We start from the raw sequence: 14,723 nt of genomic DNA, 5'->3' as shown, positions 1-14,723 counted from the left end.
TAGTTGTCGTCGACCACTCAAGATAATTGTCGCTGGCCAGTCGAGCATGTCTCGCGACCCGAGTTCTGCTACTTCCACAAGTGGAAGAAGGGCGACCTGGTCGTCTGGGACAACCGGACCACGCTGCACAAGGCGGAGGTCTACGACATGGGGCGCTACCGGCGTGTCTTCCGCCGCACCACGCTGGCGGGTGAGGGGCCCGTACTCGGCCCGTACTCCCAGGAAGTGCTGGCGCGTGCCAAGTACCCGTCCGCGAAATAGGGAGCCGCGCAATGCTCTTCGATTTCAGCGGCAAAGCCGCACTCGTCTCCGGCGGCACGAGCGGCATCGGACTCGCGATTGCCGAGGCGCTGCGCCATGCAGGCTGTGCCGTTACCGGCGCCGGCCTTATCGACAAGGAGCCGCCCGGTGCATCCGGGATCGCGTTCGAGGCCATGGACGTGACCGACGCCAGCTCGATAGACCGCGTGGTCGCGAAGTGCCCGACGCTGGACATAGTGGTCAACGCCGCCGGTGTCATCCGCCGTGGCGAGGAGCATGACCCCGAGGTGTTCCGGCGAGTGATCGACATCAACCTGAACGGTGCGATGCGAGTGGCCGCCGCGACGCGGCAGCGTTTGGCCGCCAGTGGTGGCAGCCTGGTCAACATCGCCTCGATGCTCAGCTTCTTCGGCGGCGGGCTGGTGCCGGCGTACAGCGCCAGCAAGGGTGGCATTGCGCAACTAACCAAGAGCCTGGCGATCGCCTGGGCACCCGATGGCGTCCGCGTCAACGCGGTGGCACCGGGATGGATCGCCACGCCGCTGACCCAGGGCCTGCAGGACGACGCTGCGCGCAGTGCAGCGGTGATGTCTCGCACCCCCATGGGCCGATGGGGCCGGCCCGAGGACATCGCGGGCCCTGTAATGTTCCTTTGCTCGAGCTCTGCTGCCTTTGTCACCGGCATCGTGTTGCCCGTCGACGGCGGCTATCTCGTCGCCTGATCTCCATCAACGAAAACCTCACGATGAACACTTCGACCTTTCCTGCGGCACCGATTCCGGATGACGCCGTCCCCTCGCGCGCTGGCGGACTCGACATGTCCCGCATGCCCTACCAGCTCCCGTTTCCGCAAGGCGTCGCGAACGAGATCGTCGTCGCCGCAGTCGTCCCGGAGGATGAGCGCGTGTGGGTGCCGCAGATGGAGAACGTCTGGTTCCGTCCGCTGTGCCTCAACACCGTGCAGGGCTACTGGGTCAACCTCTTGCGTGTGCGCAAATCCGGGGTGTTGAGCCGGCATCGCCATCCGGCGCCGGTGCACGGCATGGTGTTGCGCGGTGCGTGGCACTACCTGGAGCACGACTGGAAGGCGAAGGAAGGCTCTTATGTCTTCGAGCCGCCCGGCGAGACGCACACGCTGGTCGTGCCCGAGGACGTGCCCGAGATGATCACGTTGTTCCACATCACTGGCGCCATGATCTATGTCGATCCCTTCGGCCGCCAGACCGGCTACGAAGACGTCTTCACCAAGATCGACATGTGCCGCGCCCACTACACGGCGTGCGGCCTGGGCGCCGAGTACGTCGACCAGTTCATTCGCTGAAGCGATCCGAGATCTCCAAGCTTCGAATCACCACCGAGACAAACCCATGATTCAATTTCACCGTCGCACCCTCATCGCCTCTATGGTGCTCGCCGCCGCCTCGCTCGCCCCGGGGCTCGCGTTCGCAGCTGACTATCCGAGCCGCCCGATCGAGCTGGTCGTTCCCTTCCAGGCAGGCGGCGGAACCGATGCGGTGGCACGCGCATTCGGCGTCGCGGCGCAAAAGCACTTTCCGAAGGGTGTCGTTGTCGTCAACAAATCCGGCGCGAGTGGCGGCATCGGATGGAATTACATGATGAACGCCAAGCCCGATGGCTACACACTGGGTATCGTCACGGTCGAGATGGTGATCTTGCCGCATCTCAATCTCTTCCATCGCACCTACGCCGACGTCACGCCGATCGCGCAGCTCAACGCCGATCCGGCGTCGATCATCGTGCGGGCCGACTCGCCATACAAGACCATCGAGGACTTCATCGCTGCGGCACGCAAGGAGCCCGGCAAGATGGCGATGGGCACCTCCGGCAACGGTTCGATCTACGACATCGCCGCCGCTGCCTTCGAAGAGAAGACGCAGTTGCAATTCAACCGTATCCCGTACCAGGGCGCCGCGCCGTCGATCCTCTCGCTTCTCAGCAGTCAGATCGATGCAGTGACGGCCAGCCCCGGAGAGGTGGCCGCCCACGTGGCCGCCGGCAAGCTGCGCATCCTGGCGGTGATGGCGGACAAGCGCCTCGACGAGTTCAAGGACGTACCCACGATGAAGGAAAAGAACGTCGAGCTTTCGATCGGAACCTGGCGCGGCATCATGGGGCCGAAGGGCCTGCCGCCGGAGGTCGTGAAGATGCTCAGGACCTCGGTCGCGGAGATTGCGAAGGAACCGGAACTCCAGAATGCCTTGAAGAAGCTGAACCTTGGGTATGTCTATGCGGACGACGAGCGCTTCAAGGCTGTGATGGCGCACGACAACAAGGTCTTCAAAGACATGATCCCTCGTCTCAAGATCGTGACCAACTGATTCCGCGGGGCCGGGGCCTGGCGCACCAGGCGGCTTCCTGGCACTCCTGAGGGGCACAACGACGCGGCCGTCGCGATCAACACGGAACGCGTGGCGCTAGTTTGAGCATTTAACAGCGGTTACCCGCCGTCCGAACCTGCGCGGGCGGGCGCCGTTTGGGCATTTACTACGGCTACTTAAAGCTCGAGGAGCTTGGCGAGCCGCGTGCCGCCTGGATCGCTGTCCGGGGATTTTTTGGCTTAGAACAGTAAGTGTCTCTAGAAGCTGTTGCGCCGCAGTTGTTCATTTCAGTCTCTGCACTAAAGCGCATAAGTCGCCTCACTCCGATGCGAGAGCCGGACTCCCCTCATCAACAAGCTTGGCGCCGCCGGCGAGCAATACCTGTCCCAGTACTGCACGATGGGTGGAAGCGGGTTGCTACCTCCGAAATGAGACGCTCAGTTCGGGCAGCGAGGCGTCTTGCACAGCTTCCACGAAAACCTGTCGCCTGTCACCGTGACTGCATCTTACGAGCTGCTCCAGATAGTCCTCGAGCGTTTGCGGAGCGTGTAGGCGAATTGGATTGGCCGGCATAGAACGGCGCACCCCTACGGTTTCACCACGAGCTTGTGGTGTTTCGAAGACGACGAAGTGCTTCGTACGTTCGCGGAGTTTGGCAACTTGGCCGGCCAGGCGAGAAGTTTCACTTGGCTTGAGACTCTCCACGCTGCCCCTTTTTGCCTGGCCCAGGACTGCCTTCTTCAACTGTGACATCCCAGTGCCCACGTACGCGGTGATTGCGAAGTCAGCGCCTGAAATGCTCTCCGCCGATGCCGGACCGCGATCATCTACAGATGTAGCTCGTAATTCAAGATATCCATGCGGACCGTCATAAACCGTTGCATCGAGCTTTCCAAGCAGCGCCGTCATGTATTGCGGCTCCTGCCTGTACCGTTTTGGGTCAATCCGATCGACCGCATGCTCAATGTGCTTTGCAAGAGCAGCTTTGACGTCGGGATGTAGGTTTAAGACAGGCATTGGATCAGTATGGCAGAGCCAATTCGGCGGGCTCGTTAGAGCCCTCTTCGAACTTCCGGTGGGGGCGGCGCGAAGGACTAGGTCGGCCTCGTTGCATCCGTCTTTCCTGAGTTCATCCCGCGACGAAGGGAGCCCGTGGACCGAGGCCGTCAAGGAGACAAGCGCAGGGTTGGTGCGGCCCGCAGGCCAGGCTGAGGGCACGGCCCTGCGCGCCTTGACGGCACACGGTCGCGAGCTACAGTCGCGGACAAGGGTGATGCGCTCAAGAAGGTAATTGCGGCAACGGACGCTCCCGGCGCCGGCACCACTCAAGCGAAGCGCGCAGCGCCGCCAGGCGCTAAGGCCGATCAGGCGCAGCCTGGTCGGCGGTGTTGAAGGGGCGCCAAGCGCAGCGCAGCGGGGATGGGCTCACCAGCCGATCCCCTGGAGGCAAGCGCAGCGCGCAGGCCCTCAAGGGCCGGAGGCGTCAGGGATCAAAGCCCGATGGCCATGATTCGGCACGAAGCGCGCGGCGCAACCCGCGAACCCGACGGCGGAACGCCGGGGACGCCACATCAAGAATCGACGTCCAAATTGCCGTGACAGCGATACGAAGATCCAATTGGCGGGGTACGACCCACTGCGCATGGTTTCGCCGTGGCAGGTTTCGCATCCCGGCGAGATGTAGCAATCTTGTGGCTGTCAGCAATGTTCAAGAAGGTGCAGCCCATGCCACATACGCAGGACACCACGGCTTTTTCTTTGAGCCCCGAGCCGGCGTTCTACCGCCTAGCCGACGTCATCCGCATCACCGCCTTGAGCCGTTCCAGCATCTACCGGCGTATCGCCGCTGGCGAGTTTCCGCTTCAGGTGTCGCTTGGCGGTCGGGCAAAGGGATGGCGCAGAGAAGCGCTACAGGCATGGATTGGCGATCCTGCAGGCTTTCGGCCCTTAACGACTCGCGAAGTGAAGCGAAGTTCGTCAGGCGCCCGGGTCCGACAGGTATCGGCAACGTAGTCCGGCTCGCCGCCCAGGTCCGGGTGAGTTGCAAGTGTCGAACCAACTTGGATTGACCCAGCAGCCTGCCAACGCGTAAACGCGCGCCAGTGGTCACGGCCATCAAATGGCGTCGCCACGGGCAGACATCAACCAGTCGGCGTCGATCACCCGCCGCATGCATTCGACCACGCGTCCGTGACCGGCGAAGCGCTTATATCACCCTTGCAGCTTTCCAGCCGATCTTGGTTTAGTTGGCGCGGGGGCCAAGAGGCAGGCACCCTTTGTTGTTCCACGTTGTTCCAGATCAGTTGACATCCATTCAATGTGTGCCCACAATACGCTCAGGTACAACATGGAACAACAAGGAGCAGATCATGGCCTACACCGCTTCTCTCGCAACCACGCCCGGCAGGCCGGGCTTCACCGTCAGCTTCCGGCATCCCCTCAAGCTCGACTCGAAGGGCAAGCCCGGACTGAAAATGCGCCGCGGCCTGGGCACCGATGACAAGGCCAAAGCCGAGGCATTGGTCGCCCAGATGAATCAGCTGCTTCAGGATGAGGCCTGGTGGACGGCAGCAAAACATCAGGAGGCGCTCCAGGCTTTCGATCAACGCATTGTCGATGCGTTCTACGACGGCATCCAGGCAGGGGTCGCCGATTCGGCTGAAACGCGCGACAACGTCATCCCCCTGCCCGGCAAGTTAGAGGGCTACGCCAGGGCTCTCTTCGTCGGCACGACCGGAGCCGGCAAGACCTCGCTGTTGCGCCACCTGATTGGCTCGGACCCCGAACTGGACCGTTTCCCCTCCACCTCGACGGCGAAAACCACGGTATCGGATATCGAGGTGATTCCGGCTGCTGGCGAGTTCCGAGCAGCGGTGACTTTCTTCTCGGAGACTGTCATTCAAGCCAACATCGAAGACTGCGTGGTTAACGCCTGCTCTGCCGTCTGGGACAAGCTACCCGAAGATAAGGTGGCGGATCGCTTCCTACATCACCCGGATCAGCGCTTTCGCCTGAGCTACCTGCTCGGTTCATGGCGCAAGAACCTGCCTGCCGAGCCTGCCGCCGACGAGTGGGATTTCGGCGAGCCCAGCCAGGTGGCCACGGCTGCTGCGGGCAGCGACGAAGCGGTTTCCAGTGCCGACGCCGAAGCGCTACAAGCGCGGCTGGCGGACTATATCGGCCGCATCACGAAGCTCGCTGCATCGAAAGCCGAGACGATCAGCAAGGAGTTGCTTCCTGACCCGCACTCGGCAAGTGCCGAAGACCGCGAAGCTGCGCTTGAAATCTTCCAAAGCGAACTGTTCGCTGACGAGCAGTTTCACGACATCGTTCATGACGTGATCGACGAAGCGCTGCAACGCTTCGAAGCACTGCAAAGCGGCGAGCGGACCTACCGCAGCGCCAGTTCCAAGTGGCCGCTCATGTGGACCTACACCACCGATGACCGGACCGAGTTCCTCAAACAGGTGCGTTGGTTTTCAAGCAACTTCGCGCCTTCGTTCGGCAAGCTGCTAACCCCGCTGGTCGATGGCATCCGCGTCATGGGGCCCCTCTTTCCGACCTTCACCGACCATCAAGCCAAGGTTGTGCTGCTCGACGGCCAGGGCCTCGGCCATACGCCGGACTCGTCGACGAGCGTGACGACGCACATCACGCGGCGCTTTTCGGAAGTCGATGCAATCTTGTTGGTGGACAACGCCGAGCAGCCAGTACAAGCAGCCGCCCAGTCGGTCCTGCGCGCCGTCGCGTCGAGCGGCAACTACAACAAGCTCCTGCTGGCCTTCACGCACTTCGACCAGGTCAAGGGCCTCAACCTGCCGACCTTCGCCGACAAGCGCGCACACGTGCTGGGCTCCGTTCACAACTATCTATCTAAACTGAAGGAGGTGCTGAACGCGCCGATCGTGGCGGCCATGGAGCGGACGATCGACGACCAGAGTTTCATGCTCGGCGCGCTCGATGGCCCGAGCATGAAGTTGCCGCCCGGCGTGAAGGCGCAGCTCAACAAGCTGATCGCCTTCGTCGAAAAGTCGGTCGAGCCGCCACCGGTGCCGGACGCCAAGCCGCAATACGACGCCTCCGGGCTCGGCTTTGCCGTGCAGCGCGCGGCGGACAGCTTCCAGAAGGCATGGGCGGCACGCCTGGGCCTATCTATCGGCGCCACACTCCCGGCTGAGCACTGGACCCGCATCAAGGCCCTCAACCGGAAGATCTCGAACGAAAGTGGGGTGGAGTACGATTCGCTGCGGCCGGTCGCCGATCTGTCGGCCGCATCACCGAAGAGGTTGCGAACTTCCTCGACAACCCGATCAGTTGGTCGCGACCCCCTATTGATGCCGATGAAGCGCAGCAGGCAATCGCACCGATCCGTCAGGTCGTGTTCAGCCGATTGCATCAGCTTGCGCTGCAACGCCTGATCGACGAACACCTGACAGATTGGCGCCGTGGCCTGGAGCACAAAGGCAAAGGCTCAGCAGCGCGTCGCGCGGTCGATATCCGCGGCATCTATGAGTTGGCAGCGCCCGTCCCTGGGACGGTGAACACGGCGCCCGCAATTGAGTTCCTACGCGGAGTTCGTGAGCTGGTTCGCTCGGCTGTGGTGGAGAACGGCGGAGGAATGCTGCCATGAGCCGTCGCCTTACAGCTCTCGTCATCGGCAATGCCGACTATGCGGACGCCGGCAAGCTAAAGAATCCAGGACACGATGCCACGGACATCTCCGCGAAGCTCACCGAATGCGGCTTCACCGTGGCGACCAAACTGAACTGCTCGCACCAAGAGATGGATCAGGCGCTTAAGGACTTCAAGAAGGCGCTGAAGGACAGCGATGTCGGACTGTTCTTCTTCGCTGGCCATGGCATGCAGGTTGACGGCAGCAACTACCTGGCTGCCGTCGATACTGATGTGAGTGGCGAGGTTGAGGCCAAGCATTCGTCGCTTGCGCTCAATCAGGTCATTGACGTGATGGAGAAGGCTAACAACGCCTCAAGCATCATCATCCTCGACGCGTGCCGCAACAACCCATTCGAGCGCGCGTGGGTCCGGTCGATGAGTTCCCGTGGCCTCGCTCCGGTCTATGCCCCCAGGGGGACCATGGTCGCCTATGCCACCTCTCCGGGACAGGTCGCCAGCGACGGCCGGGGTCGCAATGGTGCCTACACAGCGGCGCTCCTTGAACACCTCGCGACGCCTGATTGCTCCATCGAGGGCATGTTCAAACGCGTTCGCAACACGCTCAGCACGGCGACGGATGGCAAGCAGATTTCCTGGGAGCACACTTCACTCGCGGGGGACTTCTTCTTCAACCTGAGCCTCGGCGCGCGCATCGACGAATATGCGGATACATCGCTTCGCGACGACCTGTTCATTGTCGACGACAAGAAGACCTCTCACGGTGTCATCAAGGCTCTGAAGACGCACGACTGGTATCGGCAGAATCCAGCTATCGAAGAGTTCACCGCCGACGTGGCTGGACGCGCATCATCGAACTCGCTTTTTGTCGTCGGCCGAAACATCTACCAGGCAGCGTGCGGTGAATCGAACGGTGCAAATGCCTACATAGCCGACTTCATGTCGCGCACCGCTGGCCTGAAGCCAGAACGGCGTAAGGCGCTTTTGGACGGGATGCTATTCGAGGTCTTCTTCGACCCCGATGCGCGTTTGCGCAAAGAGTTCAAGACCAGAAAGTTCCAAGAGCTGTTTCGTCTTCAGCAACACCCGCGCCTCAAGCCGAGCTTCGACTTCATCGCCGAATGTCTGCTGCCGGACATCGCGCGCTTCTATGTGGTCCCAGGAAAAAATCACGCGGTTGTCGTCGATGTGGTCACCAAAGCAGGCGCCAAGGAGGGCAGCCACATCCTGAAGTCTGTGCATTGCGGTGGCGACAGCATCTTGTGGATGGAGGATGCCGACTATGCTCCCGAGCCCGGAGAGCCACCCATGCTTGAAAAACTGAGCCTTGCGAAGTTTGAAGAGCGCATTGCCGAACAGATGGTTGTCCCCGTGCAGCTACTCACGATCAAATATGCGTCTTTTTCCAAGACCGGTGATGAGAAGATCCACTTCCCGTACGGGTGGACGACACGAAGACGGTAGTTGGCCTCGGTCGACACGACCACCGTCCATCAAGCGACCGCCAATTCGGCTGACAGTTCGGGATGCTTCACGATGAGTTGCAACAACTTCAATGCCGCCCCCGGCGGCGAGAACCGGCCTTGTTCCCAGTCGCGCAGAGTCGCCACGGGGGTGCCGATGCGCTCGGCAAAATCGGCCTGCGTCAGTCCGCTCTTTTGTCGAGCTTGGCGCACCAAGATTTGCTCAGGCGTGGTCACACGTCCCACGCCCTCCTTGGCTTCCGTCAACGCCTGACGCAGGTCAGGCAGCACCTCGCCCGCATCGGCCTCGATGGCCCTTGCCACGGCTTCGATGTCGGTCTTCCTGATGCCCACGTCACACCGCCTTTCTGATCTCGGAGGGAGCCATATTCCCGCGCTCCGCCTTGGCGTACACCGCCACCAACAACACGATCTCTTCCTCGGTCAGGTTGAAGTAGATCACCCTTGCTCCGCTCGACTTGCCAGTCCCGGCGCGCGCCCAGCGCACTTTGCGCGCACCATCGGCACTTGGAACCACATCACCCGCCAGCGGGTTGGCCGCGATCCAGTCGATGAAGGCCAATCGCTCATCTTCCGACCAGACTTTTTCGGCCTGTTTCTGGAAGGTCGGCGTCTCGACAACGATGCGCATCGCTTCGTTTAGATTATACGGGAATCCCGTAGTCATGTAAATCTCCTCTTGAAGCCCATACCTCGAGCTCTGCCCGCATCAGCAAAGGCACTGCAAAGACGATGCATCAAGCACGCCGGGCTGGATGGCTCGGTATCCTCACGAACTGCAGCACGTTGCCCCCCTCCTGCACAGGCATCCTGCCGGCCTCCAGCTCGTCTAGGAAGTCGGCCCACTGCTGCACCATCGTCTTGCGCTGGACCAAAAAGGTCGTACGGTCGTAGCTGCCGCCCAGTTCCTCGTCGGACACATGCGCCAGATGGCGCTCGATGACGTCCGAGTCCCAGCCTAAGTGCTCGCGAATCATGGTACGGGCGGTAGCACGGAAACCATGACCGGTGATCTGCTCCTTCGTGTCGTAGCCCATGGTGCGCAGCGCGGCATTGATGGTGTTGTCGCTGATGTAGCGACTTTTCTCCGAGCGACGCGACATGCTGCGGAAGACCGGGCCTGTCGGACCGGTCAGCGGGTACAGATCCTGAAGCAGCGCGGTCGCCTGGCGCGGCAATGGCACCAAGTGGGCTGGTGTGCGGACGTCACGTTTCTGCCATTCGCGCAGCTTCATCTTCTCAGGCGGGCAACGCCAGAGTTCGCGGTCGAGGTTGATGTCCTCCCATTCGGCAAGGCGCAGTTGGCCAGGCCGCTGGAAAATCATGGGTGCAAGCCGCAGGGCGCAACGCGTGATGAAGGCGCCGTTGTAGTCGCGGATGTCGCGCAGTAGTTGTCCAAGTTGCCCTGGGTCGGTGATCGCCGCGTAGTGGCGGCTGCGCGGCGATGGCAGGCCGGCGGTGCGCTTGTTGACGAAGTTCTTGGCCGGCTCCAGGGCACCAACGTCCACCGAGTACTGGTAGACGTGCTGCACGGCCTCTCGAACGCGCTGCGCAGTCTCCAAGTTGCCGCGGTCCTTGATCCGGTGCAGGCATCGCACGATCTCTGTCGGCGCGATCGTGTCGATGGGCCGATCGCCGACCCAGGGAAAGACATGGATTTCCAAGTGCCGGATGACCTTGTCGGCGTAGCCGTTCGACCACTCCCGGTCCTTCTTTGCGCCGGTGACCCAGGCACGCGCCAGCAGTTCGAAGGTATTCAAGCGCGCGGCTCGTTCCTGCTCTTCCTTTTGCCGACGGACTTCCTTGAGGTCCTGCCCGTCGGCGCGCAGGCTGTTGGCCTCGTAGGCCTTGGCACGGGCCTGCGCAAGCGTCACGGCGGGGTACGGACCCAGTCCGAGCTTGACGGTCTTGCCATCCTTCTCGTAGCGATAGACCCAGGTCTTCCCGGTATCACGCACGCGCAGGAAGAGACCGTCCCCGTCGTTAAGGAAGAATTCTTTCGGGCCTGTCTTGATGGCCTTGATCTGCGTTTCGCTCAGCTGTCCCATGATCCCGTACCCCCAGAGGCCGTTTTCGATGAAACGACTCTAGGGTACGGCCCGGGGTACGGGCAAATCGGGGATGTAACGGAACGACCTGGGACGTTGTGAGCGACATTTCGGAGCTAAGTCCTTGTCGCACAAATGAAAACGCCCAGTCGGGAGGGACTGGGCGTACATGTGATGGTGGCCTGGGGCGGAATCGAACCACCGACACGCGGATTTTCAATCCGCTGCTCTACCAACTGAGCTACCGGGCCTGTGTGCAGCCGGCGATTATACAGCGCCTCGGCGGCCTCTCGAGAGATCGACGCCGAGCTGCTTCAACTTGCGATAAAGATGGGTGCGTTCGAGGCCGGTCTTCTCGGCCACGCGCGTCATCGATCCATTCTCCATCGCGAGATGGAATTCGAAGTACGCCTTCTCGAACCCGTCGCGCGCATCGCGCAGCGGCCGGTCGAGATCGAAGCTCTGCATGGCCTGCGGGCCGGTGTCGACCGCAGCGATCTGCGGAGCCGCGGGCACCAGCGAGTTTTCGCCCATCGTGGTGACCACAGTGGCAAGGTTGTTCGCGGTGGTCGGCACCACGCTGGCTGCCGCGCGGCGTGCGTTCTCGCGCGCCAGTCCTTGCTCGACCGCCTTCAGCAGCTTCTGCAGGGTGATCGGCTTCTCGAGGAAAGCAAAGGCGCCGATGCGGGTTGCATCGACCGCGGTGTCGATGGTGGCGTGGCCACTCATCATGATGACCGGCATGCTCAGGAGTCCGGCGGTCGACCATTCCTTGAGCAACGTGACGCCGTCGGTGTCGGGCATCCAGATGTCGAGCAGAACGAGATCGGGGCGCGCGCGCTGCCGTGCGGCACGGGCTTCCGCTGCGTTCTCCGCGAGCTCGACGTTGTGGCCTTCGTCGTTCAGAATTTCGAAGAGCAGGTCCCGAATGCCTAGCTCGTCGTCGACCACGAGGATGTTTGCCATGAATGCTTGTGTTGTGCGCCGGTTGGGGGTGTCTTGCAGACCCGCCCCGCCGCGCAAGCAAGCGCTCAGGCGACGGGCGACGTCGAGTCCTTGGCGTGAGCGAGCGCTCCCTGCGCCCCGCCAGCCAATACGAATGATAACGAGACTTGCGCACCAGCCACAGCCCCGTCGACGGTGCGATTGGAAAGTTCGATGCGGGCACCGTGCTCGTCGGCAATCTTCTTGACCACGGCCAGCCCGAGGCCGGTGCCCTTCGTCTTGGTCGTGACGTAGGGCTCGAAGGCGCGCTTGAGGATGTTCTCGGCAAAGCCCGGCCCGCTGTCTTGCACCGTGAGCCGCACGCGCTGGCCCGAATCGGCCAGCCGCGTTCGGATGACGACCTCGCCGGGGCGCCCGCTCCCGTGGGCCGCAGCCTCCGCTGCGTCCTGCGCGTTTTGCAACAAGTTGTGAATGATCTGCCGAATCTGCTGCGCATCGGCACGGATCGGCGGGCAACGCTCGTCGAGCTCGCAGCGCAGTGCAATGGGCGTGTTCTCGGCAGCGTAGAGCTGGAGCACGTCGGCCACCAGCGCGTTGAGATCGACCGCCTTCAGATCCGCCGCCGGCAGCCGGGCATAGTCGCGAAACTCGTTGACCAGCCGCTTCATCGCGTCGACCTGGTCGACGATGGTCCGGACCGACTTGACCAGCACCGCCTCCTCGGCAGGGGCAACCTTGCCGCTGAGTTTCATCTCGAGGCGCTCGGCCGACAGCTGGATCGGCGTGAGCGGGTTCTTGATCTCGTGCGCGAGGCGGCGCGCCACTTCGCCCCAGGCCTGAGCCCGCTGGGCCGACACGATCTCGGAGATGTCGTCGAACACCAGCAGCCGCGCCTCGCCCGGCAGCTGCGCGCCGCGCGCAACGATGTTGACTGCGTCCTGCGACAGGCCCTCGCCACTGGTGTGCAGCTCGAAGGCATGCTGCCAATGATCGAGGCCGTGCTGCAGGCGCTCGACCTCGAAATCGTCGAACTGCTGTTGCACGGCCTGCCCGAACTCGGCCAGGCCGGGCACATCGACCAGCCGTTGCCCCTCGAAGGCCGCGAGGGGCGCGCGCAGCACGCGCGTGGCGCCGGGATTGGTGGACAGCACGATGCCATTCTTGTCCAGCACCATCACGCCCGAGGTCAGGTTGTCGAGGATGGTTTGCAGGTTGCCGCGCGCCGCATCGAGTTCGCCCAGGGTCTTCTCGACCGCCGCCCGCGCGTCGGCCAGCTGCTGGGTCATGACCGCGAAGGAGCGCGTGAGGCCGCCGAGCTCGTCCCGGCCCTGGACCACGGCAGTGGGCCGCAGGTCGCCGCCGGCTACCTGCCGCACGCCGTCGGCCAACACGAGCAGCGGCCGCGCGAGCTGGGTACCGAACAGCACCGCGAGCAACACCGCTCCGAACACGGCGAGGAAGAGCGTCAGGGTCAGGGTGCCGATGTACATGCGGCGCAAACCTTCGCGCGCCAGCGCTCGCTCCTGGTACTCGCGATTCGCCTCCTGCACCGCGAGCGCATTGGCCACCACCGCGGGCGGCAGCGGCTGGACGACCTGCAGGAAGCGCGGCTCGGTCCTGAAGTCGAAGCCGGGGCGCTGCACCAGCGCCAGAGCCCGTACGCTGGCCGGCGGCGGCTGCGTCACCCCGGGCCCGGGGCTCTCGTCCAACCCTTCGATGTGGGCGATGGCGCGATCGGCGCGCACCTGGCGCAACTGCTGCGGCGAGGGCCGCTCGGGGTTGAGCTGGAAGCGCGAGGCGCCCGCCCCGGCGATCAGTTGTCCGGAGCCCGTCCAGAGCACCACGTCGGTGGCACCCAACTGGTCGCGGATGCGCTCGAGCGCCAGTCCGGCGCTGGCGTCGGGCACGTCGGCAAGCTGGCTGCTGGCGCCTCGCACCTTGCTCAGCAAGTCGTCCGACAGCGAGTCCAGGGTCGCGCGCCCCAGGTTCAGGCCGGCGTCCAGCGCGCCCTCGACCTTGACGTCGAACCAGCTCTCGATCGAGCGCGCCACGAACTGGTAGGAGACCACGTATACCAGCGCCCCGGGCACCACACCCACCAACGCGAAGATGGCGGCCAGCTTGATCAGCAGGCGGCTGCCGAACTTGCCCTGGCGCAGCCGCCGCAACAGGCGGAAGGCGACCCAGCCGATGACCAGCACGAGCACCGTCGCCACGACCACGTTGATGCCGAACAGGCGCGCGTAGTTGCGTTCGTAGAGTTCCCGGTTGTTGGTGGACTGCGCCAACAGGAACATCAACACCAGCCCGATCGCAGTGACCAGGAAGGCGCTGACGCCGATGGCCCAGCGGATGGCTCGCGCGCGGCTTGCTGCCGACGATCGGCGGCCGCCAGACGGAGAGTCCTTGCTCACTTCGCCTTCTCCAGCGGCAAGCGCGCGCTGCGCTCGACGGAGATGTTCCAGTCAGCCTGGCCGACCACGCCGATCTGGAAGGGCCGCGGCAGTTGCGAGGTGTCGAGGCGGAAGCGGAAGGTCACCGGGTGGAGCCCCTCGTCGCCGATCTCGGAGATGTCGCCGAGCCGCAATCGGGCCACCCGCCGCACGCCGTCGAGCGCTTCCGGAAGCGTATCGAAATTCTGGTTCAGCGAGACGCCGAAGCCCGAGTTGGTGATCGGCACCGGCGACACGTTGAGCCGCCAGCGTCGGGTGAGCGGCTGGTAGGCAAGCCGCATGTGCCGCGCCGCCTGCGCCACCTTCTGATCGGTCCAGTACCAGCGCTCGCGATAGAGCTCGGCCTCGGCGACGAAATAGATCGCGATGCCCTTTTCGAGCACCTCCTCGACCAGGTTGGGCAGTTCGAACTGCACCTGGGCGTTGAGGTAGACGCCATCGTCTGCCTGTTCGAGCTTCAGCTGACTCACGGTGGCGCTCTTTCCGGACTGGGCTCGCGCAGGCACCGACCAGCAGGCCAGGAAGCAGGTCAGCGCCAGCAGGACTGCCAGCCATCCCATG

Annotated in this window: 14 protein-coding genes and 1 tRNA gene; 7 read left to right on the top strand and 8 right to left on the bottom strand. The window is 63.3% G+C overall.

Going from position 1 to position 14,723, the window contains the following annotated elements; genetic code table 11:
* The first annotated feature begins 3 nt into the window (after window positions 1-3).
* From APY03_RS34210 to APY03_RS34195, 4 genes are all read left to right on the top strand, one after another.
* Window positions 4-261 (top strand): TauD/TfdA dioxygenase family protein, encoded by a 258-nt coding sequence (locus APY03_RS34210; protein WP_068684370.1) that lies wholly within the window; start codon window positions 4-6, stop codon window positions 259-261.
* A gap of 11 nt (window positions 262-272) precedes the next feature.
* Window positions 273-983, top strand: coding sequence for an SDR family NAD(P)-dependent oxidoreductase (locus APY03_RS34205; RefSeq protein ID WP_068684368.1), 711 nt, complete (start codon window positions 273-275; stop codon window positions 981-983).
* 95 nt (window positions 984-1,078) lie between these two features.
* On the top strand, window positions 1,079-1,582 hold the full coding sequence (locus APY03_RS34200) for a 2,4'-dihydroxyacetophenone dioxygenase family protein (protein ID WP_068684374.1): 504 nt from the start codon (window positions 1,079-1,081) through the stop codon (window positions 1,580-1,582).
* A 46-nt stretch (window positions 1,583-1,628) separates the two neighbouring features.
* Complete coding sequence (locus APY03_RS34195) at window positions 1,629-2,600, top strand: Bug family tripartite tricarboxylate transporter substrate binding protein (protein WP_068684366.1); 972 nt, start codon at window positions 1,629-1,631, stop codon at window positions 2,598-2,600.
* A 417-nt stretch (window positions 2,601-3,017) separates the two neighbouring features.
* Here the strand turns inward: APY03_RS34195 and APY03_RS42050 are convergent, their stop codons facing one another.
* The gene (locus tag APY03_RS42050; RefSeq protein WP_232324515.1) at window positions 3,018-3,617 is read right to left on the bottom strand and encodes a hypothetical protein; all 600 of its coding nucleotides are present in this window, start codon (window positions 3,615-3,617) and stop codon (window positions 3,018-3,020) included.
* Window positions 3,618-4,304: 687 nt separating this feature from the next.
* On the opposite strand from APY03_RS42050, the gene APY03_RS40900 reads away from it, so the two are divergent.
* From APY03_RS40900 to APY03_RS34185, 3 genes are all read left to right on the top strand, one after another.
* On the top strand, window positions 4,305-4,613 hold the full coding sequence (locus APY03_RS40900; RefSeq protein WP_332112709.1) for a helix-turn-helix transcriptional regulator: 309 nt from the start codon (window positions 4,305-4,307) through the stop codon (window positions 4,611-4,613).
* A gap of 356 nt (window positions 4,614-4,969) precedes the next feature.
* Complete coding sequence (locus APY03_RS34190; protein ID WP_068684364.1) at window positions 4,970-7,018, top strand: hypothetical protein; 2,049 nt, start codon at window positions 4,970-4,972, stop codon at window positions 7,016-7,018.
* A gap of 208 nt (window positions 7,019-7,226) precedes the next feature.
* On the top strand, window positions 7,227-8,696 hold the full coding sequence (locus APY03_RS34185; RefSeq protein WP_068684362.1) for a caspase family protein: 1,470 nt from the start codon (window positions 7,227-7,229) through the stop codon (window positions 8,694-8,696).
* 29 nt (window positions 8,697-8,725) lie between these two features.
* On the opposite strand, the gene APY03_RS34180 is transcribed toward APY03_RS34185, so the two are convergent.
* From APY03_RS34180 to APY03_RS34150, 7 genes are all read right to left on the bottom strand, one after another.
* Entirely contained in the window at window positions 8,726-9,049 is a 324-nt protein-coding gene (locus APY03_RS34180) for a helix-turn-helix domain-containing protein (protein ID WP_068684355.1), read from the bottom strand.
* 1 nt (window position 9,050) lies between these two features.
* Complete coding sequence (locus tag APY03_RS34175; RefSeq protein WP_068684354.1) at window positions 9,051-9,347, bottom strand: DNA-binding protein; 297 nt, start codon at window positions 9,345-9,347, stop codon at window positions 9,051-9,053.
* Between the two features lie 106 nt (window positions 9,348-9,453).
* Window positions 9,454-10,764, bottom strand: a complete 1,311-nt coding sequence (locus APY03_RS34170; RefSeq protein WP_083944760.1) for a tyrosine-type recombinase/integrase — start codon at window positions 10,762-10,764, stop codon at window positions 9,454-9,456.
* 175 nt (window positions 10,765-10,939) lie between these two features.
* A tRNA-Phe gene (locus APY03_RS34165) sits at window positions 10,940-11,015 on the bottom strand.
* 16 nt (window positions 11,016-11,031) lie between these two features.
* The gene (locus tag APY03_RS34160) at window positions 11,032-11,730 is read right to left on the bottom strand and encodes a response regulator (protein ID WP_068684352.1); all 699 of its coding nucleotides are present in this window, start codon (window positions 11,728-11,730) and stop codon (window positions 11,032-11,034) included.
* Between the two features lie 65 nt (window positions 11,731-11,795).
* Window positions 11,796-14,123: a sensor histidine kinase gene (locus APY03_RS34155; RefSeq protein ID WP_068684350.1), complete on the bottom strand. Its 2,328-nt coding sequence runs from the start codon at window positions 14,121-14,123 to the stop codon at window positions 11,796-11,798.
* Window positions 14,120-14,722 carry a DUF4390 domain-containing protein gene (locus APY03_RS34150; RefSeq protein ID WP_102905610.1) on the bottom strand — a complete coding sequence of 201 codons (603 nt, stop codon included), beginning with the start codon at window positions 14,720-14,722 and terminating at the stop codon, window positions 14,120-14,122. The genes APY03_RS34155 and APY03_RS34150 overlap by 4 nt, the downstream gene beginning before the upstream one ends.
* Window position 14,723: the final 1 nt, after the last annotated feature.

The sequence above is a fragment of the Variovorax sp. WDL1 genome (assembly GCF_001541225.1).
Lineage (GTDB): Bacteria > Pseudomonadota > Gammaproteobacteria > Burkholderiales > Burkholderiaceae_C > Variovorax.
Note: the sequence above shows the minus strand (reverse complement) of the source record. Positions and strands in the feature narration are given on the sequence as shown.

What these genes read in the sequence shown, in the direction of transcription:
- APY03_RS34205 (WP_068684368.1), top strand. Translation starts at nt 273, where the DNA reads ATGCTCTTCGATTTCAGCGGCAAAGCCGCACTCGTCTCCGGCGGCACG.
- APY03_RS34200 (WP_068684374.1), top strand. Translation starts at nt 1,079, where the DNA reads ATGTCCCGCATGCCCTACCAGCTCCCGTTTCCGCAAGGCGTCGCGAAC.
- APY03_RS34195 (WP_068684366.1), top strand. Translation starts at nt 1,629, where the DNA reads ATGATTCAATTTCACCGTCGCACCCTCATCGCCTCTATGGTGCTCGCC.
- APY03_RS42050 (WP_232324515.1), bottom strand. Translation starts at nt 3,617, where the DNA reads ATGCCTGTCTTAAACCTACATCCCGACGTCAAAGCTGCTCTTGCAAAG.
- APY03_RS40900 (WP_332112709.1), top strand. Translation starts at nt 4,305, where the DNA reads ATGTTCAAGAAGGTGCAGCCCATGCCACATACGCAGGACACCACGGCT.
- APY03_RS34190 (WP_068684364.1), top strand. Translation starts at nt 4,970, where the DNA reads ATGGCCTACACCGCTTCTCTCGCAACCACGCCCGGCAGGCCGGGCTTC.
- APY03_RS34185 (WP_068684362.1), top strand. Translation starts at nt 7,227, where the DNA reads ATGAGCCGTCGCCTTACAGCTCTCGTCATCGGCAATGCCGACTATGCG.
- APY03_RS34175 (WP_068684354.1), bottom strand. Translation starts at nt 9,347, where the DNA reads ATGCGCATCGTTGTCGAGACGCCGACCTTCCAGAAACAGGCCGAAAAA.
- APY03_RS34170 (WP_083944760.1), bottom strand. Translation starts at nt 10,764, where the DNA reads ATGGGACAGCTGAGCGAAACGCAGATCAAGGCCATCAAGACAGGCCCG.
- APY03_RS34160 (WP_068684352.1), bottom strand. Translation starts at nt 11,730, where the DNA reads ATGGCAAACATCCTCGTGGTCGACGACGAGCTAGGCATTCGGGACCTG.
- APY03_RS34150 (WP_102905610.1), bottom strand. Translation starts at nt 14,722, where the DNA reads ATGGGATGGCTGGCAGTCCTGCTGGCGCTGACCTGCTTCCTGGCCTGC.